Genomic DNA, 22,165 nt, shown 5'->3' on the forward strand with positions numbered 1-22,165 from the left:
ATGTCACTGCTCTCGCGCAAGCTCTCTCCCATCACGCGCCGCCGCCTGGCGGTGTTCCGCGACAACCGCCGGGCCCGACTCTCGCTGTGGCTGTTTGCGATCCTCTTCGTGCTCAGCCTGGGAGCCGAGCTGATCGCCAACGACCGCCCCCTGATCATGCAGTACCAGGGAGAGTGGTACGTCCCGGTGCTGGTGGACTACCCCGACACCGAATTCGGGGGCTTTCTGCCCAGCCCCGCCGACTACCATGACCCTTTCGTACGCGACGAGATCCTGGCCAACGGCTGGATGCTCTGGCCACCGATCCCCTTCTCCTACCAGACCCTGGACAAGAACCTGATGCATCCAGCCCCCTCACCACCCTCGCTGCGGCACTGGCTGGGCACCGACGACCAGGGCCGCGACGTCCTGGCGCGGGTGATCTACGGCTTCCGGCTCTCGGTGATCTTCGCGCTGGTGCTCACCACCGGGTCCCTGGTACTGGGGGTGCTGGCCGGCGGCATCCAGGGTTATTTCGGAGGCAAGGTCGATCTGATCGGCCAGCGCTTCACCGAGATCTGGTCGGGGCTGCCGATGCTGTTCCTGCTGATCATCCTGGCCAGCCTGGTGGAACCCAACCTCTGGTGGCTGATGGGCATCATGCTGCTTTTCTCCTGGCTGGGGCTGGTTGATGTGGTGCGTGCCGAGTTCCTGCGCGCCCGCAACCTCGAGTACGTGCGCGCCGCCCGGGCCATGGGGCTGCCCTCGCACCTCATCATGTGGCGCCACGTGCTGCCCAATGCCATGGTGGCGACCCTGACCTTCATCCCCTTCCTGTTCACCGGGGCCATCACCACCCTGACCGCCCTGGACTTCCTGGGCTTCGGCCTGCCCCCGGGCTCGCCCTCGCTGGGCGAGCTGGTCGCCCAGGGCAAGAACAACCTGCAGGCGCCCTGGCTTGGCATCACCGCCTTCGTCACCCTGTCGCTGATGCTCTCGCTGCTGGTGTTCATCGGCGAGGGTCTGCGCGATGCCTTCGACCCCCGCCATATCCAGCATGCCACCGCCGCTGCTCCCCTGGCAGCCGACCCATCGCCGAGGAGCGGCCCCGATGCCTGAGCCAATAACCGCCCCTCTGTTGCAGCTGAGCGAGCTGACCATCGCCTTCGACGATGTCACCGTGGTCCAGCGTCTATCACTCACCGTCCAGCGTGGCGAGACCCTGGCCCTGGTCGGCGAATCGGGTTCCGGCAAGTCGGTCTCGGCACTGGGTACTATGAACCTGCTGCCCCCCAATGCCCGGCTCGAAGGCGGACGCCGGCTGGGCGAGACCGACCTCGCCCGCCTTTCCGAGCGCGGCTGGCGGGGGCTGCGCGGCAGCCGGGTGGGTTTCGTCTTTCAGGAGCCCATGACCTCACTGAACCCGCTGCACCCTATCGGCAAGCAGATCGGCGAGACCCTGCGCCTGCACCAGGGGTTGACCGGGAAAGCCGCCCGGGCGCGCACCCGAGAGCTGCTGGAACAGGTCAGGCTGCCCCGTGCGGACGAACTGCTGGATGCCTGGCCGCACCAGATCTCCGGTGGCCAGCGTCAGCGGGTGATGATCGCCATGGCCATTGCCAACGGCCCCGAGCTGCTGATCGCCGACGAACCCACCACCGCGCTGGATGTCACCGTGCAGCAGGAAATCCTCGCCCTGCTCGCCGAACTGCGCGATGCCCAGGGCATGGGCATGCTGTTCATTACCCACGACCTCAACCTGGTGCGCCGCCACGCCGATCGCATCTGCGTGATGCACGGTGGATGTGAGCAGGAGAGCGGCCCGGTGGCCGAGGTATTCAGCCACCCCCGCAGCGACTACACCCGGCAGTTGCTCGCGGCCGAACCCACGGGACGCCCGGTTCCCATCGGCCGGCTCGCCCCGCTGCTCAGCGCCCGCGGCGTCGGGGTCAGCTTCCCGCGTCCGACACGCCTGTTCGCCCGACGCCCGCCGCCGTTCGAGGCGGTCAAGCCGCTGGACCTGCATGTCGCCCCCGGCGAGACCCTGGGTATCGTCGGCGAGTCAGGTTCGGGCAAGACCACCCTCGCCCTCGCCCTGCTGCGACTGGGTCAGGGCAGCGGCGAGATCGACTTCGATGGTACCCGCCTCGACCAGCTGACCGGCAATGCCCTGCGACGCCAACGGCACAGCCTGCAGGTGGTGTTTCAGGACCCCTATGGCTCGCTCTCGCCGCGCCTGCCGGTCTTCGATATCGTCAGCGAGGGGCTGCGCTTCCATCAACCGGAACTCACCACCGCCGAGGTCGACCGCCGCGTGCGGGCCACCCTGCGCGAGGTGGGCCTGCCCGAGGAGTGCGCCTCCCGCTACCCCCACGAGTTCTCCGGCGGCCAGCGCCAGCGCATCGCCGTGGCCCGGGCGATCATCCTCGAACCACGCCTGGTGGTCCTCGACGAGCCCACCTCGGCGCTCGACCGCAGCGTCCAGAAGCAGCTTGTCGAGCTGCTGCGCGACCTCCAGGCGCGGCGCCACCTCAGCTACCTGTTCATCAGCCATGACCTGGCGGTGGTGCGGGCCATGGCCCACCGGGTGCTGGTGCTCAAGGACGGCGAGGTCATGGAACAGGGCGACTGTCTTCAGGTTCTTGAGAATCCCGCCAGCGACTATACCCGAGCCCTAGTGGAAGCCGCGGGGCTTGCCCCGCGCGAGTGAGTCGATCACCGAACCCACCTCCTGCCTCTTGGTAATGTCAATTTTCTTTCGGATGTTTGGTTTTGTGTGGGTTTTGTGATTATGGCAAAAAAAGATAACGGTATAAAAGTGTACGAACCAAGCATTCCATGCGCTCGGTATCGGCCGAGTCAGCATCAAGACCTACGCCTGGCCTTCTAGGTAGCGGTTGATCACGGCCTGTCAGAACAGTGCCACCTCAGCCTTGGTGAGTTCACGCCACTCGCCAGGCGCAAGCCCGTCGAGCCCGAGCGGGCCAACCGCCTCGCGGTGCAGGGCCACCACATGGTGGCCGATGGCCGCGAACATCCGCTTGACCTGATGGTACTTGCCCTCGTGAAGGGTCAGTTCGGCCACCCGCGGTGAGCGCATAGCCAGCTCCGCGGGACGCGTCGGCTTGTCTTCACCGTCGAGCCATAGTCCCTCGGCGAAACGCGCTTCGGCCTCATCGCGTGCCGCTCCATCCAGCGGCTCGGCGAGCGTGACCGCGTAGACCTTGCCGTAACGCCGCTTCGGCGAGGTGACTCGATGGGACCACTGGCCATCGTCGGTAAGCAGCACCAGGCCGGTAGTGTCGACATCCAGCCGGCCCACTGTCTGCAGACGTTCAACCTGAGGCAGGTCGACCAGCTCGCGGACCAGCGGATAGAGGCCACGACGGGCACTGCATTCGACGCCAGCGGGCTTGTGAAGCATCACGTAGCGCAGGCCGACCAGCGACAGTCGCTCGCCGTTCCAGGCAACCTGGCTGTGCTCATCGACTTGGGTGGCGGGATTCTTGACCACATCACCATCCACCTCGACCTCTTCGCGGTGCAGGGCCTTCTTGGCCAGGCTGCGCGTCAGGTCGGTGGTCGCGCAGAGGAAGCGGTCCAGGCGCATCAGTACCCCACTCCATCGGCGAGGTCGAAATGGTCGGCATCACGCCAGGCGGGGAACTTCTCACGGAAGCGATGCAGCTCCTCGAGCGAGAGGCTGCCGGTCTTCAGGAAGGGGGTATCACGCGGCTCATCGATCAGCGTCTCGCCCTTGGCATCGATCAGCATAGAATCGCCGGCATAGGCGAGCCCCTTGGCATCCTCACCGACCCGGTTGACGCCGATCACCGGACACAGGTTCTCGATGGCCCGTGCCTGCAACAGCACCCGCCAGGGGTGGCGGCGTGGCGCCGGCCAGTTGGCCACGCAGAGCAGGGCGTCATACTCGAAGTGCTCGTCGGGACCTGGCTGCTGGCGCAGCCAGACGGGGAAACGCAGGTCATAGCAGACGCTGAGCAGGATCCGGAACCCCTTGAGCTCGACGATCACCCGCTCGTGACCCATGGCGTAGCGCTCATGCTCCCCGGCCATACGGAACAGGTGGCGCTTGTCGTAGTGGACCAGGCTGCCGTCCGGGCGCGCCCAGATCAGCCGATTGAAGTAGTCGCCGTCCTCCACCACGGCGACGCTGCCGGTGACCATACAACCACGGCGAACCGCCTGCGCCTTCAGCCAGGCCACGGTCCGGCTCTCGGCCATGGGCTCGGCCATCTCGCGAGAATTCATGGTGAAGCCGGTGGCAAACATCTCCGGCAACACAATCAGGTCGGTATCATCGCTTCCCAGACCGCCCAGCGTCTCCTCGAGCATCCGGCAGTTGGCATCGGGGTCTTCCCAGCGCAGGTCGCACTGCACCAGGGTGGTTCTCAGGTCGCTCATGCAGGGAACTCCGCTCCAGGTGGATAAGGTATGGCGTCAGCGTAACTCAGCCCAGGCGTGACGTCAGCCGCCATGGCCAGCAGCTCAATAGGCTGCTAAATTACTGCTTTTGTTTCATCGAGGCCGACATGACCACCATCGCTACCGCTCAGGAAACCGGCAGGGGCGTCGCCTTCGGCCTGACCGCCTATGTCATGTGGGGCTGCTTCCCGCTGTTCTTCGCCCTCTTCCAGGGCGTGCCCGCCTTCGAGATCCTGCTTCACCGGGTGATCTGGTCATGCCTCTTTCTGGTCGGGCTGGTCACCCTGCTCGGTCGCTGGTCTCCCATCCGCCGGGCCCTTGCCGAACCCAGGCGCCTCGGCCGGGTACTAGGCTGCGCCCTGCTGATCGCCTTGAACTGGGGGCTCTACATCTACTCGGTGGAGACCCGGCATGTGCTGCAGGCGAGCCTGGGCTACTTCATGACCCCGCTGGTCAACGTGGGACTGGGCATGCTCGTGCTGCGCGAGCGCATGGCGCGGCTGCAGGGGGTGGCGGTGGCACTCGCGGTCCTGGCCATCGCGATCCAGCTGGTGATGCTGGGCGAACTGCCCTGGATCAGCCTGGTCCTGGCCTTCTCCTTCGGCACCTACGGCCTGCTGCGCAAGCAGGTGCCACTGGACGGCCTCTCGGGACTCTTCGTCGAGACCCTGCTATTGCTGCCCCTGGCCCTGATGGCGCTGGGCTGGCTCGCCCAGGCCGAGCTCTCCCACTTCCTCGACGATGGCAGAACCACCAGCCTGCTGGTGGCCAGCGGCGTAATCACCGCCCTGCCCCTGCTGGCCTTCGCCGGGGCCGCCCGGCGGCTGCGACTGGCCACGCTCGGCTTTTTGATGTACCTCAATCCGACCATTCAGTTCGTCATCGCCCTGCTGGTCTTCCACGAGCCCCTGGCAGTGCCACAGCTGGTCACCTTCGTGTTGATCTGGATCGGGCTGGCCCTCTACTCCTGGTCGGCCTGGCAGTCACGCCCCAGGGAGGCGCGCGTCTCCACGGCTTCATCGCGCTGAGCGACGCTCGGCGCCCCTGTCACCTGAACCGCACCTTTCGGCGCGATGACCCTTACCAGCGCGGCCACGCGCTGCTCGAGCACCGCACAGGTGAGGTTCATGATCCATGAGAAGATGTTGCCCTCGACTTTAAGGTCGAAGAGGTCCGCGGCATGCTGGGCGCTATGCCTGAACCCGGCGATCAATATCGTTTAGTCTGGTCGCCATACCCCGGGACCGCTCCCCTCGCCCCTGCTAACGATTTGGCGAAAACGGATGCTCAAGCGCTACCTGCCGATCCTCACCTGGCTGCCCCACTACAATCGTCGACTGATTGGGGCCGACCTGTTGGCCGGGGTGATCGTCACCGTGATGGTGATTCCCCAGTCGCTGGCCTATGCCCTGCTCGCCGGCCTGCCGGCCGTGGTCGGCCTCTATGCCAGCATCCTGCCGGCCATCGTCTACGCCCTGCTCGGCACCAGCCGTACCCTGGCCGTGGGGCCGGTAGCGATCATTGCGCTGATGAGCGGCGCGGCGCTCTCGGGAGTCGCCGACCCCGGCAGCCCGGCCTATTGGCAGGCGGCGCTGGTGCTCTCGCTGCTCTGCGGGCTGATGCTCACCGCCATGGGCCTGTTGCGGCTGGGCTTCTTCGCCAACTTCCTGAGTCATCCGGTGATCGCCGGGTTCCTCTCCGCCTCGGCGGTGCTAATCGCCGCCAGTCAGACAGCTCACCTGCTGGGCATCCAGGCCAGCGGATTCACGGCGCTGGAGCTGGCCGTCAGCCTTGCCGATGCACTGGGACAAACCCACGGGCCGACTCTGCTGCTGGGCCTGGGATGCCTGGTGTTCCTGATCGGATTGCGCGTGGTTGGAAAACCTGTGCTGAGGGCGCTGAAGCTGCCAAAGGGGCTCGCCTCCCTGCTGACCCGGGCCGGCCCGGTGATCGCGGTGATCGTCACGACCCTGCTGAGCTGGCGGCTGGGCCTCGCCGAGCGCGGCGTGGCCGTGGTCGGCGCCATTCCCGGCGGACTGCCGCCGTTGAGCCTGCCACCGCTGGATCTGCCGCTGTGGCACTCGCTGCTGGTCCCGGCCCTGCTGATCAGCGTGGTGGGCTTTGTCGAATCGATCTCCATGGCCCAGATGCTAGCCGCCAAGCGTCGTGAGCGGATCTCGCCCAACCAGGAGCTGGTAGGCCTGGGCGGTGCCAACCTCGCCGCGGCCTTCTCGGGCGGCATGCCGGTCACCGGCGGGCTGTCGCGCACGGTGATCAACTTCGAGTCCGGGGCGCGCACGCCCATGGCCGGACTCTTCGCGGCGCTGGGCATCGGCGCGGCGACCCTGGCGCTGACCCCGCTGCTGCAGCACCTGCCCATCGCCACCCTGGCGGCCACCATTACCGTCTCGATCCTGACCCTGGTGGATATTCCCCTGATGCGCCAGACCTGGCGCTACTCGCGCAGCGACTTCTCGGCCATGGCGGTGACTATCGTGCTGACCCTGCTGGAGGGCGTCGAGACCGGTATCATCGCAGGCATTTCGCTCTCCATCGCGCTCTTCCTATACCGTACCAGCCGCCCGCACAGCGTGCTGGTGGGACGCATCGAGGGCACCGAGCACTTCCGCAGCATCCAGCGCCACGCCACCGAGAGCGTCAGCCACCTGGCCATGCTGCGTATCGACGAGAGCCTCTACTTCGCCAATGCGCGCTATCTCGAGGATACCGTCTATGCCCTGGTGGCAAGCCGCCCAGAGCTCGAGCACGTGGTGCTGATCTGCTCGGCGGTCAACCTGATCGATGCCTCCGCGCTGGAGAGTCTCGATGCCATCAATGCGCGCCTCGAGGATGCCGGCGTCACCCTGCATCTGGCCGAGGTCAAGGGGCCGGTGATGGACCGCCTGAAGCGTAGCGACTTCCTCGACGACCTCACCGGACGCGTCTTCCTCAGCACCTACGCTGCCTGGCAGGCACTCAAGCGGCCGCCGGAATCGACCTGAGGCACACTCCTCAGCCAACCTCCAGCCGCTGCTTCAGTTTGTCAACGACTCCGCTGAATATCCATGATCCCGGCTTGTTTTCATTTTTCGACATATCACACATCGATTCACCAGAGTAGCGATGATTGGGTATCATGGCAGCGACTTTCTCAGCGACTGAGCGCCATGGATACTCCTGCGAAACAGAACCTGGGCATCAGCGCCTACCACTGGCTGAAACGCGACATCATCCACGGCGTCCTCACGCCAGGCGAGAAATTGCTGATGAGCGGTCTCAAGGCGCGCTACGGGCTGGGCATCGGTCCCCTGCGTGAGGCACTATCGCAGCTGGTCGCCGAGCGCCTGGTGGTCGCCATCAGCCAGCGGGGCTATCGGGTGGCGCCGATGTCGCTGTCGGAACTCGCCGACCTCTACGACGCCAGGGCCCAGCTTGAGGGTCTAGTCCTAGAGCTCGCCATCCAGCGCGGCGGGGACGACTGGGAAGCCGACATCCTGGCCAAGGCTCATACGCTGGCCAAGGTGACCGAGGTCAATAGCGCCGAGGAGCTACTCGACGTCTGGGACACTCGCCACAAGGCCTTCCATAGCGCCATCGCCGCCGGCTGCAACTCCCCCCCTCTGCTCAAGGTTCGCGAGAGCCTGTTCGACCAGGTGCAGCGCTACCGTCACCTCTGGCTGCGCGAGACGGTCTTCTCTACCGAGGCCCTGGAGCGCAAGCGCCGCGAACATGCCGCTCTGGTGGAGCTCATCCTCTCCCGCCATGCAGCTCTCGCCGCCGAGAAGATGCGCGAACATCTAATGACGCCAGTACCCATCATCACCGAGGTTATGCGTCAGCGCGGGCTAGCCTAAAAGCTCACCAACCCATTCGATGGTGCATCTCGAGAGTGCATCGCCATGGCGGAGTTCAGCGCCGTCATGCCGACGTCATCACCAGGCATGAAAATTCTCGATAGACATCGCGGATGAGGTGGCGATGTTACACTCGGGATACCTTCTACGCGGCCGGAAAGCCGGCGCCAGCCCAGGAGAGAGACCATGCCCCATCTAGTGAGATTCCCCCGCGACCTGGAAGCCCGCCTCGAGCGTGCCAGCCAGCACACCGGCATCGCCAAGGCCGAGTTGATCGAGCGCCTGGTGCAGGACAGCCTGACCCAGCTGGAGACCCAGCTGCTGCTCGAGGAGTGCGCCTCGCCCCGCGTCGAGCGCAACATCGACCAGCTGTTGCGCGAAAGTGGCCTGGGCGCCTGACCAGAGAGGCCAGCCTGCTTGACTCATGAGGTGCTGGACTCATGCTGAACTCATGAAGTACGGGCAAGCTCATTGAACGCGGCACGGATCGCCTTGATGGCGGCAATCGACTCTGGGTTGTCACCATGCACGCAGAGGGTGTCAGCGGCCAGCACCAGCTCGCTGCCGTCATTGGCGATCAGCGCATCGCCCAGCGCGATGCGCTGCGCCTGGCCGACGATCACCTCGGGATCGTGGTGTACAGCCCCCCATTCTCGTCGTGAGACCAGTCGTCCCTCGCCATCGTAGGCGCGATCGGCAAAAGCCTCAAACCACAGCGTCACACCATGCCGCGCTGCAAGCTCACGCTGCGCCGAGGGATCCCGGGTGGCCATCACCATCAGTGGCAAGCGGGCATCGAAAGCCACCAGCGCCCGCATCACCGCATCGAGGATCTCGGTGTCACGCATCATGTCGTTGTAGAGCGCGCCATGGGGCTTGACGTAACCGACCTCCAGGCCCTCGGCCCGGCAGACCCCCGCCAGAGCACCAATCTGGTAGAGCACCAGGTTCTCGACTTCCTCGGCAGAGCAGGCCATCGAACGCCGACCGAAGCCGACCATGTCCGGATAGGCGGGATGGGCGCCCACGGTGACACCATGGCGCTTGGCCAGTCGTACCGTCATGCGGATCACATCGGGGTCAGAGGCGTGGAAACCGCAGGCCACGTTGGCCAAATCCACGTAAGGCATCACCTCATGATCCAGCCCCATGACCCAGGGGCCGAAGCTCTCGCCCATATCGGCGTTGAGCAGTAGGGTTTTCATGTTCCCCTTCCTCCAAGCGGTGTTTCGTTCAGCAGCTGTCAATGTACTCCTTGCCGGATACCCTGTTTAGTTAAGGCGCTTATCGCCGCCGATCAACGCTTGTTTCGACAGGCTGGCCAAGAGCGTTGATTGGCGAGGTATCACACGCCGGACCTTCTTGGTCCACACTCGCTAGACTCTAGCTGGACGGCCCGCTCACTGAGCTTTCGCGTCGCCTTGCGCCGTCTGGCGTCACAACACGAGCTGACTCAAGGAGCCACAACATGACAGCCCGCTTCTCCCTTCTGCCGCTGACCGCGGCCATCACCATCGGTCTTGCTACCCTGGGCAGCACCGCACAGGCGGCGACCGAGTGGGACATGCCCACGCCCTACGGCGACATGACCTTTCACACCATCAACATTCGCGAATTCGCCGACGAGGTTCGCAACGCCACCGATGGCGAACTGGACATCACCGTGCATGCCAACGGCTCGCTGATCGGACACGCCGAGATCAAGAACGCGGTACGCCGCGGCATCGTGCCCATCGGTGAGCTGATCATGTCCCGCCTGGCCAACGAGAACGCGATCTTCGAGGTCGACTCGGTGCCCTACCTGGCCTCCAGCTACGCGGATGCCCAGACCCTGTGGGAGGCCTCCCGCGAGGTCATCGCCGAGGAGCTTGCCGAACAGCAGCTGCGTCTGCTTTTCGCTGTCCCCTGGCCGCCCCAGGGGATCTACACCAACCAGGCCATCGAGTCCGGCGACGACCTCAAGAACCTCAGCATGCGCGCCTACAACACCGCCAGCGAGCGGATCGCCCAGCTGGTCGGCGCCGTGCCGACCCAGGTCGAGGTACCGGACATCCCCACCGCCTTCAGCACCGGTCGCGTCGATGCCATGATCACCTCGCCGGCCACCGGCGCCGACACCAAGGCCTGGGACTACCTGAGCCACTTCAACCACGCCCAGCTTTGGCTGCCCAAGAACATGGTGATCGTCAGCGAGAAGGCCTTCTCGCGCCTCGATGAGGCCACCCGCCAGGCGGTCCTGGACGCCGCCGCCGAGGCCGAGACGCGCGGCTGGGAGATGAGCCGTCAGGAGACCGACGAGGCCCTCGCGGTGCTCAAGGAGAACGGCATCGAGGTCAGCGAGCCGACCCCCGAACTCGCCGAACTGCTCCAGGAGGTCGGCGAGACCATGACCGAGGAGTGGGCCGGCCGCGCCGGCGACCAGGGGGCCGCCATCCTCGAGGCCTACCAGGCCGCCCGCGACTGAACCCGCCACCCGCCGAGGTCTCGCCCCGGCCCTGCTTCCGGTTTCCCGCCATGACCTATCGTCTGCGACCGCTCTACAACCTGGGCGGCTACCTCGCCGCCCTCTGCCTCTGCCTGATCTGCGCGCTGATCACCGCCCAGATCCTCGGGCGCATCGTCGATCGCATCGCGACCGGGATCGGCGGCGACCGCATCGGCCTGGCGATTCCCGGCCTCTCGGAAATCTCCGGCTTCCTGCTGGTGGGCGCCAGCTTCCTGGGGCTCGCCTATACCTTCGTGCATGGGGGCCATATCCGCGTGACGCTGCTGATCGGCCGGCTCCCCGCCGCGCCTCGCGCCTTCGTCGAGCTCTTCTGCCTGAGCATTGCCCTGGTGCTCAGCCTCTATCTCGGCTGGTACCTCTACTGGCTGCTGGACGACAGCATCGCCTTCAACGAGACCTCCTACGGCCTGCTGAGCATCCCGCTGTGGATTCCCCAGTCGGCCATGCTCACCGGGGTCTTGCTCTTCTGCCTGGCACTGGCCGAGGCCTGGCTGGCCACCCTGGTGACCGCCGTGACCCGGCCCTCCAGCTTCACCATCGACGACAGCGGCCAGGAATGAGCCCGGGAGACATACCATGCTCGTGATGATGACGGTACTGTTCGCCACCCTGCTGCTGCTGCTCGGCAGCGGCGTCTGGGTGGCCTTCTCGCTGCTGGGGCTGGGCTGGCTCGGCCTCTCGCAGTTCACCTCGGTGCCCACCGGCGACGTACTCGCCTCCAACGTCTGGGGCGAGAGCTACAGCTGGGAGCTCACCGCCCTGCCGATGTTTATCTGGATGGGCGAGATCCTCTTCCGCTCACGGCTCGCCGACGACATGTTCACCGGCCTCTCGCCCTGGATGCAGCGCATCCCGGGCCGCCTGCTGCACACCAACGTGGTGGGCTGCGGGCTGTTCGCCGCCGTCTCCGGCTCCTCGGCGGCCACCTGCGCCACCATGGGCAGGATGACCATTCCCGAACTCACCCGCCGCGGCTATGACGAACAGCTGGTCATCGGTACGCTGGCCGGCTCGGCGACCCTCGGCCTGCTGATCCCGCCCTCGATCATCCTGATCGTCTACGGCGTGGCCACCGACCAGTCCATCGCGCGCCTCTTCATGGCCGGCATCTTCCCGGGCCTGCTGCTGATCTCGCTGTTTGCCGGCTACCTGATGCTCTGGGCCTGGCGCTTCCCGGACAAGATACCGCCCGCCGAGACCGGCCTGCCGCTGGGCGAGAAGCTGCGTCGGGCACGTCGCCTGATTCCCCTGCTGGCCCTGATCGTGGGGGTTATCGGCTCGATCTATGCCGGCCTGGCCTCCCCCACCGAGGCGGCGGCCGTAGGGGTGGTGCTCTCGCTGCTGCTGGCCAGTACCCAGGGCAGCATGGACGGCACGGTGTTCCGCGACGCCCTGCTCGGGGCGGTGCGCACCTCGACCATGATCGCCTTTATCCTGGCAGGCGCCGCCTTCCTCACTGCCGCCATGGGCTTCACCGGCCTGCCCCGGGAGCTCGCCGCCTGGATCGGCACCCTGGGGCTGTCACCCGTCATGCTGCTCGCGGCGCTGACGGTCCTGTTCATCCTGCTGGGCTGTTTCCTGGACGGCATCTCGGTGGTGGTGCTGACCACCTCCATCATGCTGCCCATGGTCGAGGCCGCCGGCATCGACCTGATCTGGTTCGGCATCTTCCTGGTGATCGTGGTGGAGATGTCGCAGATCACCCCGCCGGTCGGCTTCAACCTCTTCGTGCTGCAGGGCATGACGGGGCGCAATATCCTGTCGATCGCCTGGGCGGCCATGCCGTTCTTCTTCCTGATGATGTTCGGGGTGGTGCTGATCAGCCTCTTCCCCGGCATCGTCACCTGGCTGCCGCAGGCCATGGGCAATTGATCATGGAAAGGCGCGGCGCCGTGCCCGAGAAAGCAAGAGAATGATCTCTGCGCCGCGCTGATCGCGCTACTCGGCGGCCTGCCGAGGATTGCGCGGATAGAAGCGCTCCGGCTGGCGCTCGATATGAGCAAAGAAGCGGGTGTCCTTGTAGGGCATCTTCATGAAGCCTGACACCCCGAGCCCCTCGATCAGCCCCACCGCCTCGAGGATATCATCCAGGCGGCGCCGAAACTCCGCCTCCCGGGAGGGGTCGAGCAGCCGGTAATGGCTGTGAATCTTGAGGTGCTGGGCCAGCGCCTCGAAGATGATCATGCCGGTATGGTGGATCTCGTTGAGTGCCTCCAGCGAGACGATGATCGCCTCGGGCAGCACCAGGAACTCCTCCGGGTCGGGACCATCCTCGAAGTAGCTGTGCAGGCGCGAGCGGTCCTCCAGCTCCGGCACGGCATTGACCTCATAGTGCAGGCGCATGCCCGGCAGGGGCACGAAGGGCTCCTCGACGCTCTGCCGATCCAGGTGCAGGGTGTCGCGGGCATTGAACAGGCAGCTCTTGAAGATACCGCGACGGTGGATCGCCCGGGCCAGCGTGACCATGTTGTTGACCGCAGTGATGAAGGCGGTGCGGCGCTGGGGATCGTGCAGGTTGAGCGAGGTGTCGATGTAGACGCCTTCGGCCTCCCAGCGCACCGCCAGCCCACCCACCACCGGGTACTTGCCCAGCCGGCTCACCGCCGCCAGGAAGGCCTTCTCGGTCTCGCCCATGTTCTGCATGAAGTTCTTGTAGTAGCGATCGAGCTGGACGTCGTTGACGTCGTTGAGGGTCTCGCGCCCGCCCTCCTCGCGCAGGAAGGACTTGCGCGAGCTGTAGACCACGGTGTCGATCTCGCGCCCGGCCGGCCGGCTCCAGACCGGCACCAGGGGGGCCTCCTGGGGCGTGGGCAGGTCGAGCATCACCAGGCGGGCGAGCCTTGGCATCTCGCGGATGAAGTGGTCGCCGGCGCGCATGCGGGTGCGCGGGTCGGGGTCGAGCATGCCATCGAGCATGCGCGCAAACTCCATGGGCAGCCCCAGCGAAGTGGCGGGAATGGCCCGCTGGCCGAAGCGACAGGATTGCGCCGAGGCCAGGGCGTAGAGGGTGGCCGCCGCGCCCTGCTCGTCGAAACGCGGCGAGGAGAGCGCCCCGTTGAGCTGCTCCTCGCCGATGAAGTAGACATCGCCCAGCCGCGCGTTGGTCTGCTGCAGGTTGTCCGACATCAGCTCCATGACGTTGGTCGCCACGAACTGCAGGCTGGCGTCAAGCTGGGCGAACACCGAGGAGCCCCAGTCGATCAGCGCGATGGTCTCCTGGGCATCGTCGAAGACCAGGTTGGAGGGCTTGATGTCGCCATGCACCACCGGCCTGCCGGCCGGCCCGCTCTCGCGGCGCAGGGTGCGCAGGATATCGGCCAGCTGGTCGGCGATGCGCACCAACAGCCGCGGAGACAACCGTCCCTCGCGCAGCGAGACCTCCTCCATGTTGAAGCCCGGGGCGCGCTGCATCACTAGGATCGACTGGCTGCGCACCCGCTGGAAGACGATCAGCTTGGGCACCCGAGGGTGGTCGACCTGCTCCAGCATGAAGGCCTCCTCCTCCAGGCGGTCCTGGAGGTGCTGGGGCAGGTTGACGCGGGTGAACTTGAAGACGTACTCCTCGCGGGGGCTGGAAACACCCGCGGTCAGCCCAGCGAAGACGAAGCCGTAGGCGCCCTTGCCGATCAGTTCGATATCCCGGTAGCCCAGCTGCTCCAGCTGGGCCTGACACAGCGCCACCCACGCCTTGAGCTTACGAGCATCGTCGTGGCTGAGCAGGTAGATCGACTGCTCTTCCGGAATGTAGAACTGCTGCAGGGACGCCTGGGTCATGATGGCGCACTCATGGCTTATCCAAGGTGAAGAAGCATGGTCTCCGGCGCTTCGAGATAACCCTTCCAGGCGTTGCAGAAGCGTGAGATGGTGCCGCCATCGATCAGGCGGTGATCCCCCGCCCAGGTGACGGTCATGATCGCCCGCTTCACCACCGCATCGTTGCTGTCGAAGCGCGGCAGCCACTGGCTCTTGCCGATGGCGACGATGGCCACCTCCGGGGCATTGATGATCGGCGCCGCATAGGTGCCGCCCAGTGCGCCGATGTTGGAGATGCTGATGGTGCCGCCCTTCAGGTCGGCGGCCGCCACCCTGCCCTCGCGGGCCTCATGGGTCAGCCGCTGGATCTCGCCGGCGATCTCCAGCAGGGTCAAACTCTCCACCCCCTTGACGTTGGGCACCATCAGCCCCGCCTTGCCATCCACCGCCATGCCGATGTTGCAGGACGGCAGGTAGTGGATCTCGTCACCTGCCTCGTTGAGGCGACTGTTGAGGATCGGGAAGTCGCGGATCGCCAGCGCCATGGCCTTCATGAAAAACGGCATCAGGGTAAGCTTCGTACCTTGCGCCTCGGCCACCGGCTTGAGACGCTCGCGCAGCGCCAGCAACTCGGTGACATCGAGCTCCTCGCCGTACTGGAAATGCGGAATCGTCGACGCCGAGGCCACCATCTGGCGGGCCATGGCCGCGCGCACGCCGCGCAGGGGCTCGACGCGAACCTCCGCCTCGCCGGTCGAGGACGCCGTTTCGCTGGCAGGCGCCGACTCCGCGGCGGCAGTGCCGCCGCGCTCCAGGAAGGCCTGGATATCCTCCTTCAGCACCCGCCCCTGCTTGCCGGAGCCCGGCACCTGCTCGAGACGCAAGCCATGCTCGCGCAGCAGGCGCCGCACCGCCGGGCTCGCCGGAATGCGCCCATGGGGGCCGAGTCCAACGGCCGGCGGGGTCTCGGACGTCGAGGCCGCAGCCGGGCGCGGGGCAGGTTCGGCGGGCGCGGGGGCTGTCCCGGCGGACTCGCCCTTAGACGCCTCCGGTGTCTGCGGCGCGGCCGTTGACTCGCCTTCGGTCTCTGTCTCTATTTGAGCCTCAGCCTCATAGGCGAACAGCGGGGCGTGAACGCGGGCGATCTCGCCCTTAGGCACGTATAGCCGGGTGACCCGTCCCGCCTCCGGCGCGGTGATCTCGACCAGCGCCTTGTCGGTCATCACCTCGACGACCGGCTGATCCTCCTCGATGACGTCACCCTCCTTGATGCGCCACTCCACTACCTCGCACTCCACGATACCTTCGCCGATATCGGGCAGCTTGAACTCTGTCATCTCGTCTCTCCTGTCCTGAACCCGGTCGTCAGAAATTCACACTGGCGCGGATGGCCTCGACGATCTTCAGGTGATCCGGCAGATACTCCTTCTCCAGCGTCAGCGGGAAGGGCGTATCCAGGCCGGTCACCCGAGCAATGGGCGATTCCAGGTACAGGAAGCAGCGTTCCTGGATGGCCGCGGCGATCTCGCCGGCAAAACCCCCGGTGCGCGGCGCCTCGTGGGTGACCACCAGCCGGCCGGTCTTGAACACCGACTCGGCGACGCTATCCTGATCCCAGGGCAGCAGGGTGCGCAGGTCGATCACCTCGCAGGAGATGCCGTCCTTCTCCGCCAGTTCCACGGCACGCTCGATCACCTCCATCTGGGCCCCCCAGCCGACCAGGGTCACATCGGTTCCCTCCTTGGTCACCTCGGCCTCACCGATGGGCAGCTGGTAGTCCTCCTCCGGCACCTCGCCGACCGCGGCGCGGTAGAGACGCTTGGGCTCGAAGAAGATCACCGGGTCGGGGTCGCGGATGGAGGCCAGCAACAGGCCCTTGGCCTGGTAGGGGTCGCGGGGCACCACGATCTTGAGACCGGGCGTGTGCGTGAAGTAGGCCTCCGGCGACTGGGAGTGGTAGTGGCCGCCGGAGATGCCGCCGCCGTAGGGCGCGCGGATGGTCAGCCCTCCAACATTGAAGAGATCGCCGGAGCGGTAGCGGAACTTGGCGGTCTCGTTGACGATCTGGTCGAAGGCCGGAAAGATGTAGTCAGCGAACTGGATCTCCGCCACCGGCACCGAGCCCTGGGCGGCCAGGCCGTTGGCGAAGCCGATGATGCCCTGCTCCACTAGCGGCGTATTGAAGCAGCGTGCGCGGCCGTACTTCTCCTGCAGGTGGCTGGTGGCACGGAAGACTCCGCCGAAGCTGCCCACGTCCTCGCCGAAGCAGAGCACCTTGTCGTCCTCGCCCATGGCGATGTCCAGGGCGTTATTGATGGCTTGCAACAGGTTCATGGTGGGCATCTCACTCCCCTCCCTTGGCCGCGACATCGTCACCGGCCTGCACGTCCGGATCCAGGGAACGCGCTCCCTTGGGGTAGGCCTCAGGGTAGTGGCGAATATGCGTTTTCAAGGCGTCGAGCTGGCGCTGCAGCTCCGGGGGAACGTCGGCATAGACATCGGTCACCAGGCTGTCCAGCGGCGGTGGCGGACGCTTCTCGGCTCGCTTCATGGTCTCCAGCACCTCGCGGCGCAGGCTCTCCTGAAGGGCTTTCTCCTCGTCCTCGCTCCACCAGCCCAGGTCGATTAACCAACGCTGCATGCGCAGGATGGGATCCTTCTCGCGCCACGCCTCCTCCTCCTTCTTTGAACGGTAGCCGGAAGGGTCGTCCGAGGAGGAGTGGGCGGCCAGGCGATAGCTCATGGCCTCGATGAGCACCGGCTGGTTGTGCTCCACGGCAAGGCGGCGCGCTTCCCGGGCGGCCGAGTAGACCGCCAGGATGTCGTTGCCATCGACACGGATCACGTGCATGCGATAGCCGAAGGCCCGCGGTGCAACGCCGTCGGCGGCAAACTGCTCGATGGAGGGGGTGGAGATCGCATAGCCATTGTTGCGACAGAAGAAGATCACCGGCACCTCGTGGACCGCCGCCATGTTCAGGGCGGCATGGAAGTCGCCCTCCGAGGCGGCGCCCTCGCCGAAGAACACCGTGGTGCAATGGCCCTCGCCGGCGAGCTTCTGGCCATAGGCGTAACCGGTGGCCTGGGGGATCTGGGTGGCCAGCGGCGAGGAGATGGTCATGTAGTGCAGCTTGCGCGACCCATAATGGATCGGCATCTGGCGCCCCTTGCCGTAGTCCAGTTCGTTGCCGAACAGCTGGTTCATGAACTCGTCGAAGGTGAAGCCGCGATAGACCAGGGCACCCTGCTCACGATACTGGGCCATGATCATGTCGGCATCGTCCAGCGCCGCCGTGGCCCCGATCACCGCCGCCTCCTCGCCGGTGCACTGCATGTAGAAGGAGAGGCGTCCCTGGCGCTGGGCGGCCAGCATGCGCTCGTCGAGCACGCGGGTGGCCACCATGGCGCGATAGATGGCCAAGGCCTTGTCGTGTTCGAGGTCGGGTGCCTTGGCGCCCTCGTGGAGGGTGCCGTCCTGCTTGAGCAGCCGGAAGGTGGGAATGCTGAACTCGTCACCGGCCAGGAAGGTCGGCTCGTGGATATCCTGTGTTGTTGTCATCGTCGTGATCCTGTGCCCCTTTTGGGGGCAGTGTTGTCCTTAATAGGCCGCTCCGCCAGGGGATCGCCCCGGGAACGGTCAACGCAACAGGTTTGACGTTAACGTAAGCTGAAGCTGTTGGGTAGTCCCCGAAACGTCACAGAAAAGATCCACTCGCCACCACCGCTCAGTGAGCGCTGGCCAACGGCAGCCGAGCAAAGAAGCTGTCCACGCTGATCGCCAGCAAGCCGATCAGCAAGGCCCCCTGGACCACATAGGCGGTGTTGCCGTTGACGATCCCCGAGATGATCGGATCGCCCAGGTTGCTGGCCCCCACCGTGGCGCCGATGGCCGCCGTGGCGATGTTGATGGTCACCGAGGTACGCACCCCAGCCAGTATCACCGGCGCGGCTAGCGGCAGCTCCACCTGGCGCAGGATCTGGCTGGGGCTCATGCCCATACCACGCGCCGCCTCCATCACCCCGGGGTCGATGCCCTCGAGCCCGGCCAGGGTGTTGCGCACGATCGGCAGCAGGCCGTAAAGCAGTAGCGCGACGATGATCGGCAGGGTACCGAAGCCCAGCACCGGCACCGCCAGCGCCAGCACCGCCACCGGCGGAAAGGTCTGGCCGATGGAGGCCAGCTGGCTGACCAGCGGCAGGAAGTCGCGTCCCCAGCGGCGAGTGGCGGCGATGGCCCCCCCCACCCCCACCAGGATGGCCAGCACGGCGGCCACGCTCACCACCAGCAGATGGCGCCCCAGCAGGGTCAGGAAGTCGGCCCGGGCATAGATCACCTGGCGGCTGTCCGACTCGATCCAGCGAAACACCCCCTCCAGCTGCCCCATGCCCAGCGTGGCCGCCAGCAACAACGCCAGCCAGCCCAGCGGCACCCGCCAGCGACGCCACTCAACCATCGCTGCGTGCTCCCACCAGGCGACGCAGGGAGAGTTCGCCCACCGGCAGATCGTCATCGTCGACCACGGTAAGCCGCTCGGCATGGCGCCACAGCATCAGCGAGAGCGCCTCGCGCAGGCTGGCCTGCTGGCCGATCCGTTCACGCGCCAGCAGCCGCGGCCCCAGCGGCAGCATCCGCTGGCTAACTGGCAGCAGCGCCGCCTCCTTGAGGCCGCGGTCCTCACCGCCCAGCAGCGACTCAACGAAGCCGTCCGCCGGCTCGCGCAGCAGCTCCAAGGGCCGCCCCTGCTGCACGATCCGCCCCTGGTGCATCACCACCAGGCGGTCCGCCAAGCGCAGCGCTTCGTCCATGTCGTGGGTGACAAAGACGATGGTCTTGTGCAGCCGGGCCTGCAGCGTGCGCAACTCATCCTGCAGGCTCTCCCGGGTGATCGGGTCCAGGGCGCCGAAGGGCTCATCCATCAGCAGGATGTCGGGATCGGCGGCCAGCGCCCGTGCGACCCCGACCCGTTGCGCCTGCCCCCCGGAGAGCTGGTGAGGGTACTTGCCGGCAAACGCCTCCATGGAGAGCCCCAGCAACGCCATCAATTCCTCAACCCGCGCCTGGACACGCGCCGCCGGCCACTTGAGCAGGCGCGGCACCAGGCCGATATTGCGGGCCACCGTCCAGTGGGGAAAGAGCCCGGTGCTCTGGATGGCATAGCCCATTCGCCTGCGCAGGGTCTGCTCGCGGAAGCGGCGGATCTGCTGGCCATCGATATGGATCTCACCTTCGCTGTGCTCGATCAGGCGGTTGATCATGCGCAGCGTGGTCGACTTGCCGCAGCCGGAGGTCCCCACCAGCACGCAGAGCTCACCCTGCGCCACGCTGAGCGAGATGTCGTCCACCGCGGTAGCGGCGCCGAAGCGCTTGGTGACATGGATCAGGTCGATCATTCGGCCACTCCCGGGCGCAGGATGTCGGTCAGGGCGCCCAGCAGGGCATCCACCAGCAGCGCCAGCACCAGGATGGGCAGCGCCCCCAGCAGCACCAGATCCATGGCGGCCTGGCCCAGCCCCTGGAAGATGAAGGTACCGAGGCCGCCGGCACCGATCAGCGCGGCCACCGCGGTCAGCCCGATGGCCTGGACGGTGGTGATGCGGATGCCCTCGAGGATCACCGGCAGCGCCAGCGGCAGGCGCACCTGGCGAAACACCTGGCTGCGGCTCATGCCCATGCCGCGCGCGGCATCGATCACCCCAGGGTCGACCGCCTCTAGGGCGACGAAGGTGTTACGCACCATGGGCAGCAGACTGTAGCCCACCAGCGCCAGCAGCGCCGGTGCCCAGCCGATGCCGCTGACCCCCAGCGCCGCCAGCCAGCCAACCTGGGCCGACAGCCAGGCGAGCGGTGCCAGCAGCAAGCCGAAGAGTGCGATGCTGGGGATCGTCTGCAGAAAGTTGAGCACGCCGAAGCCGACCCTCTGAAGACCGGGCCAGCGGCGCATGGCCAGCGCCAGGCCTACGCCAAGCACCAGGCTCGCCCCCACCGCCGCCCCCACCAGCAGCAGATGCTCACCAAGGGCCCCCAGGAACTGGTCGCTGCGACTGCGATACTCCTGCCACAGCGCCAGCGCAGACAGCCAGCGCGCGACGCCAAGCCCCACGATCGCCACGGGCGGCAACAGCAACGCCCAGCCAACCAGCCGCGACAGGGCCAGGCGGGTGCGCAGCTCAATCATCGCCAGCAGCAGTAGGAAGAACACCACCCAGAGGCCGGCAGCGATGCCCAGCCGAGCCTGGCCACCCTCGACCAGCATAGCGGCCGACAGCGCCAGCCAGGCGGGCAGCGCCGAGAGCATCAATACCACGATCACCAGGGCCACGATGAAACGCGTGCGCGAGGGCCGCCAGGCAAGCCCGGCGAGGGCCAGCCAGGGCAGCGTGGTGACCAGCAAAGCGCCGCCTCCGATGACCTCGACGACCCGATAGCCGGTCCCGGGCACGATGCGGTTGGCCGCCACGCTAACCGACTCCAGCCCCAGCCAGGCCGTCAGACCGACCAGCGCCAGGATGAGCAGGACCACGTTGGGGGCGGGTCGCGGGGTGCGCAAGATGGCCTCAGTCGCCCAGGGTGTCGAGGAAGTCGGCGGCCACCGCGGCAGGTGCGCGGCCATTCACTGCCACGTCGCCGTTGAGTCGCTGCAGGGTTTCCAGGTCCAGGGCCCGGAACACCGGCTCGAGCAGCGTCTCGATCTCGGGATAGGTTTCGAGCACCTCCTTGCGCACCACCGGAGTGGGCTGATAGACCGGCTGCACGCTAAGGGTATCCTCCATGACCACCAGATCCAGGGCCTGCAGGCCACCGTCGGTGGCGTAGGTCATGGCGGCATTGACGCCATTGGTCTGCTGGGCGGCGGCGCGCATGGTGGCCGCCGTATTGCCCCCGGAGAGCACCAGCAGCTGGTCATCGGAAAGCTCGAAGTCATAAGCCTCCTGGAAGGCCGGCAGAGCCTGGGGCGATTCAACGAACTCGGCGCTGGCGGCCAGCTTGAACTCGCCGCCCTCCTCGAGATAGGCCGCCAAGTCCTCGAGGCTTGCCAGGTCATGCTCGCGGGCGAGCTCACCGCGCACGCTGATCGCCCAGGTGTTATTGGCCTGGGCCGGGGTCAGCCAGACCAGGCTATGCTGGGCGAGATCCTTCTCTTTCACGGTCTGGTAGGCCTGCTCGGCATCGTTCCACACCGGGCTGTCGGCCATGTCGAAGAAGAAGGCGCCGTTGCCGGTGTACTCGGGGTAGAGGTCGATCTCGCCGGCGATCAGCGCCTCGCGCACGATGCTGGTGGCCCCCAGCTGAAGACGATCCTCGACCTCGATACCGCCCTGTTCGAGGCGCTGCAGGATGAGCTGGCCGAGCACCGAGCCCTCGGTATCGATCTTGGAGGAGACCACCACGGGCGCCTGCGCCTGGACCGAGAAGGCCATCAACGTACCTGCGGCCAACGCTGCACAACGAGACAGGAGAGGAATCATCATGTTCACCCGCTTGCTTGAGAATGTATCCCGAGTATAAGGCCTGTACAGATTACCTGTCAGATGGTCCATCAACGCCGAAACGGCGCATGGCTCCTTCTGCCCGCGAATGGTTCACGCAGTGCCACCCCCTGATGGTTGGCGATCCAGCCTGGCTGCT

Annotated in this window: 20 protein-coding genes and 1 pseudogene; 9 read left to right on the forward strand and 12 right to left on the reverse strand. The window is 66.3% G+C overall.

Annotated features, from left to right (window positions below; all coding sequences use genetic code 11):
* Positions 1-1,098, forward strand: a complete 1,098-nt coding sequence (locus tag DFO68_RS12185) for an ABC transporter permease (RefSeq protein WP_133483914.1) — start codon at positions 1-3, stop codon at positions 1,096-1,098.
* On the forward strand, positions 1,091-2,689 hold the full coding sequence (locus tag DFO68_RS12190) for an ABC transporter ATP-binding protein (RefSeq protein ID WP_133483915.1): 1,599 nt from the start codon (positions 1,091-1,093) through the stop codon (positions 2,687-2,689). The genes DFO68_RS12185 and DFO68_RS12190 overlap by 8 nt, the downstream gene beginning before the upstream one ends.
* Before the next feature lie 201 nt (positions 2,690-2,890).
* Here DFO68_RS12190 and DFO68_RS12195 read toward each other — a convergent pair whose 3' ends face one another.
* Together DFO68_RS12195 and DFO68_RS12200 are read right to left on the reverse strand one after the other, a co-directional pair.
* Positions 2,891-3,589 carry a pseudouridine synthase gene (locus DFO68_RS12195; RefSeq protein WP_133483916.1) on the reverse strand — a complete coding sequence of 233 codons (699 nt, stop codon included), beginning with the start codon at positions 3,587-3,589 and terminating at the stop codon, positions 2,891-2,893.
* Positions 3,589-4,404 (reverse strand): amidohydrolase, encoded by an 816-nt coding sequence (locus DFO68_RS12200; protein WP_133483917.1) that lies wholly within the window; start codon positions 4,402-4,404, stop codon positions 3,589-3,591. Before DFO68_RS12200 ends, DFO68_RS12195 begins: the two co-directional genes overlap by 1 nt.
* A gap of 128 nt (positions 4,405-4,532) precedes the next feature.
* On the opposite strand from DFO68_RS12200, the gene rarD reads away from it, so the two are divergent.
* Positions 4,533-5,453 (forward strand): EamA family transporter RarD, encoded by a 921-nt coding sequence (gene rarD / locus DFO68_RS12205; protein WP_133483918.1) that lies wholly within the window; start codon positions 4,533-4,535, stop codon positions 5,451-5,453.
* Here the strand turns inward: rarD and DFO68_RS16075 are convergent.
* Positions 5,414-5,617, reverse strand: a pseudogene (locus tag DFO68_RS16075) (bifunctional O-acetylhomoserine aminocarboxypropyltransferase/cysteine synthase); the annotation flags it as partial. The gene rarD and the pseudogene DFO68_RS16075 overlap by 40 nt on opposite strands.
* 91 nt (positions 5,618-5,708) lie before the next feature.
* On the opposite strand from DFO68_RS16075, the gene DFO68_RS12215 reads away from it, so the two are divergent.
* The 3 genes from DFO68_RS12215 (at position 5,709) to DFO68_RS12225 (ending at position 8,678) form a co-directional block, all read left to right on the forward strand.
* The gene (locus DFO68_RS12215) at positions 5,709-7,427 is read left to right on the forward strand and encodes a SulP family inorganic anion transporter (protein WP_133483920.1); all 1,719 of its coding nucleotides are present in this window, start codon (positions 5,709-5,711) and stop codon (positions 7,425-7,427) included.
* A 165-nt stretch (positions 7,428-7,592) separates the two neighbouring features.
* Positions 7,593-8,279: a DNA-binding transcriptional regulator CsiR gene (gene csiR / locus DFO68_RS12220; RefSeq protein WP_133483921.1), complete on the forward strand. Its 687-nt coding sequence runs from the start codon at positions 7,593-7,595 to the stop codon at positions 8,277-8,279.
* Positions 8,280-8,465: 186 nt separating this feature from the next.
* Positions 8,466-8,678: a hypothetical protein gene (locus DFO68_RS12225; protein WP_133483922.1), complete on the forward strand. Its 213-nt coding sequence runs from the start codon at positions 8,466-8,468 to the stop codon at positions 8,676-8,678.
* A 50-nt stretch (positions 8,679-8,728) separates the two neighbouring features.
* Here the strand turns inward: DFO68_RS12225 and DFO68_RS12230 are convergent, their stop codons facing one another.
* Positions 8,729-9,484 carry a 5-oxoprolinase subunit PxpA gene (locus tag DFO68_RS12230; RefSeq protein ID WP_133483923.1) on the reverse strand — a complete coding sequence of 252 codons (756 nt, stop codon included), beginning with the start codon at positions 9,482-9,484 and terminating at the stop codon, positions 8,729-8,731.
* A gap of 263 nt (positions 9,485-9,747) precedes the next feature.
* On the opposite strand from DFO68_RS12230, the gene DFO68_RS12235 reads away from it, so the two are divergent.
* Genes DFO68_RS12235 through DFO68_RS12245 form a run of 3 tightly spaced genes read left to right on the forward strand, consistent with a single transcriptional unit; the run spans position 9,748 to position 12,657 of the window.
* Positions 9,748-10,743: a TRAP transporter substrate-binding protein gene (locus DFO68_RS12235; RefSeq protein WP_133483924.1), complete on the forward strand. Its 996-nt coding sequence runs from the start codon at positions 9,748-9,750 to the stop codon at positions 10,741-10,743.
* A 50-nt stretch (positions 10,744-10,793) separates the two neighbouring features.
* Positions 10,794-11,345, forward strand: coding sequence for a TRAP transporter small permease (locus DFO68_RS12240; protein ID WP_133483925.1), 552 nt, complete (start codon positions 10,794-10,796; stop codon positions 11,343-11,345).
* 16 nt (positions 11,346-11,361) lie between these two features.
* Positions 11,362-12,657, forward strand: coding sequence for a TRAP transporter large permease (locus DFO68_RS12245; RefSeq protein WP_133483926.1), 1,296 nt, complete (start codon positions 11,362-11,364; stop codon positions 12,655-12,657).
* A 66-nt stretch (positions 12,658-12,723) separates the two neighbouring features.
* On the opposite strand, the gene DFO68_RS12250 is transcribed toward DFO68_RS12245, so the two are convergent.
* The 8 genes from DFO68_RS12250 to osmF form a co-directional block, all read right to left on the reverse strand.
* On the reverse strand, positions 12,724-14,559 hold the full coding sequence (locus DFO68_RS12250) for a protein kinase domain-containing protein (RefSeq protein ID WP_133483927.1): 1,836 nt from the start codon (positions 14,557-14,559) through the stop codon (positions 12,724-12,726).
* 17 nt (positions 14,560-14,576) lie between these two features.
* Entirely contained in the window at positions 14,577-15,875 is a 1,299-nt protein-coding gene (locus tag DFO68_RS12255) for a 2-oxo acid dehydrogenase subunit E2 (protein ID WP_133483928.1), read from the reverse strand.
* Between the two features lie 28 nt (positions 15,876-15,903).
* Positions 15,904-16,881, reverse strand: a complete 978-nt coding sequence (locus DFO68_RS12260) for an alpha-ketoacid dehydrogenase subunit beta (RefSeq protein WP_133483929.1) — start codon at positions 16,879-16,881, stop codon at positions 15,904-15,906.
* A 1-nt stretch (position 16,882) separates the two neighbouring features.
* Positions 16,883-18,097 (reverse strand): thiamine pyrophosphate-dependent dehydrogenase E1 component subunit alpha, encoded by a 1,215-nt coding sequence (locus DFO68_RS12265; RefSeq protein ID WP_133483930.1) that lies wholly within the window; start codon positions 18,095-18,097, stop codon positions 16,883-16,885.
* Positions 18,098-18,263: 166 nt separating this feature from the next.
* Positions 18,264-18,992 (reverse strand): ABC transporter permease, encoded by a 729-nt coding sequence (locus DFO68_RS12270; RefSeq protein ID WP_133483931.1) that lies wholly within the window; start codon positions 18,990-18,992, stop codon positions 18,264-18,266.
* Positions 18,985-19,929, reverse strand: coding sequence for an ABC transporter ATP-binding protein (locus DFO68_RS12275; RefSeq protein ID WP_133483932.1), 945 nt, complete (start codon positions 19,927-19,929; stop codon positions 18,985-18,987). The genes DFO68_RS12270 and DFO68_RS12275 overlap by 8 nt, the downstream gene beginning before the upstream one ends.
* The gene (locus DFO68_RS12280) at positions 19,926-21,086 is read right to left on the reverse strand and encodes an ABC transporter permease (RefSeq protein WP_243726509.1); all 1,161 of its coding nucleotides are present in this window, start codon (positions 21,084-21,086) and stop codon (positions 19,926-19,928) included. Before DFO68_RS12280 ends, DFO68_RS12275 begins: the two co-directional genes overlap by 4 nt.
* Positions 21,087-21,093: 7 nt before the next feature.
* Positions 21,094-21,957, reverse strand: coding sequence for a glycine betaine ABC transporter substrate-binding protein OsmF (gene osmF, locus DFO68_RS12285; RefSeq protein ID WP_243726510.1), 864 nt, complete (start codon positions 21,955-21,957; stop codon positions 21,094-21,096).
* Positions 21,958-22,165 lie beyond the last annotated feature (208 nt).

It is taken from the genome of Halomonas ventosae, from assembly GCF_004361885.1.
GTDB classification, from domain to species: domain Bacteria; phylum Pseudomonadota; class Gammaproteobacteria; order Pseudomonadales; family Halomonadaceae; genus Halomonas; species Halomonas ventosae_C.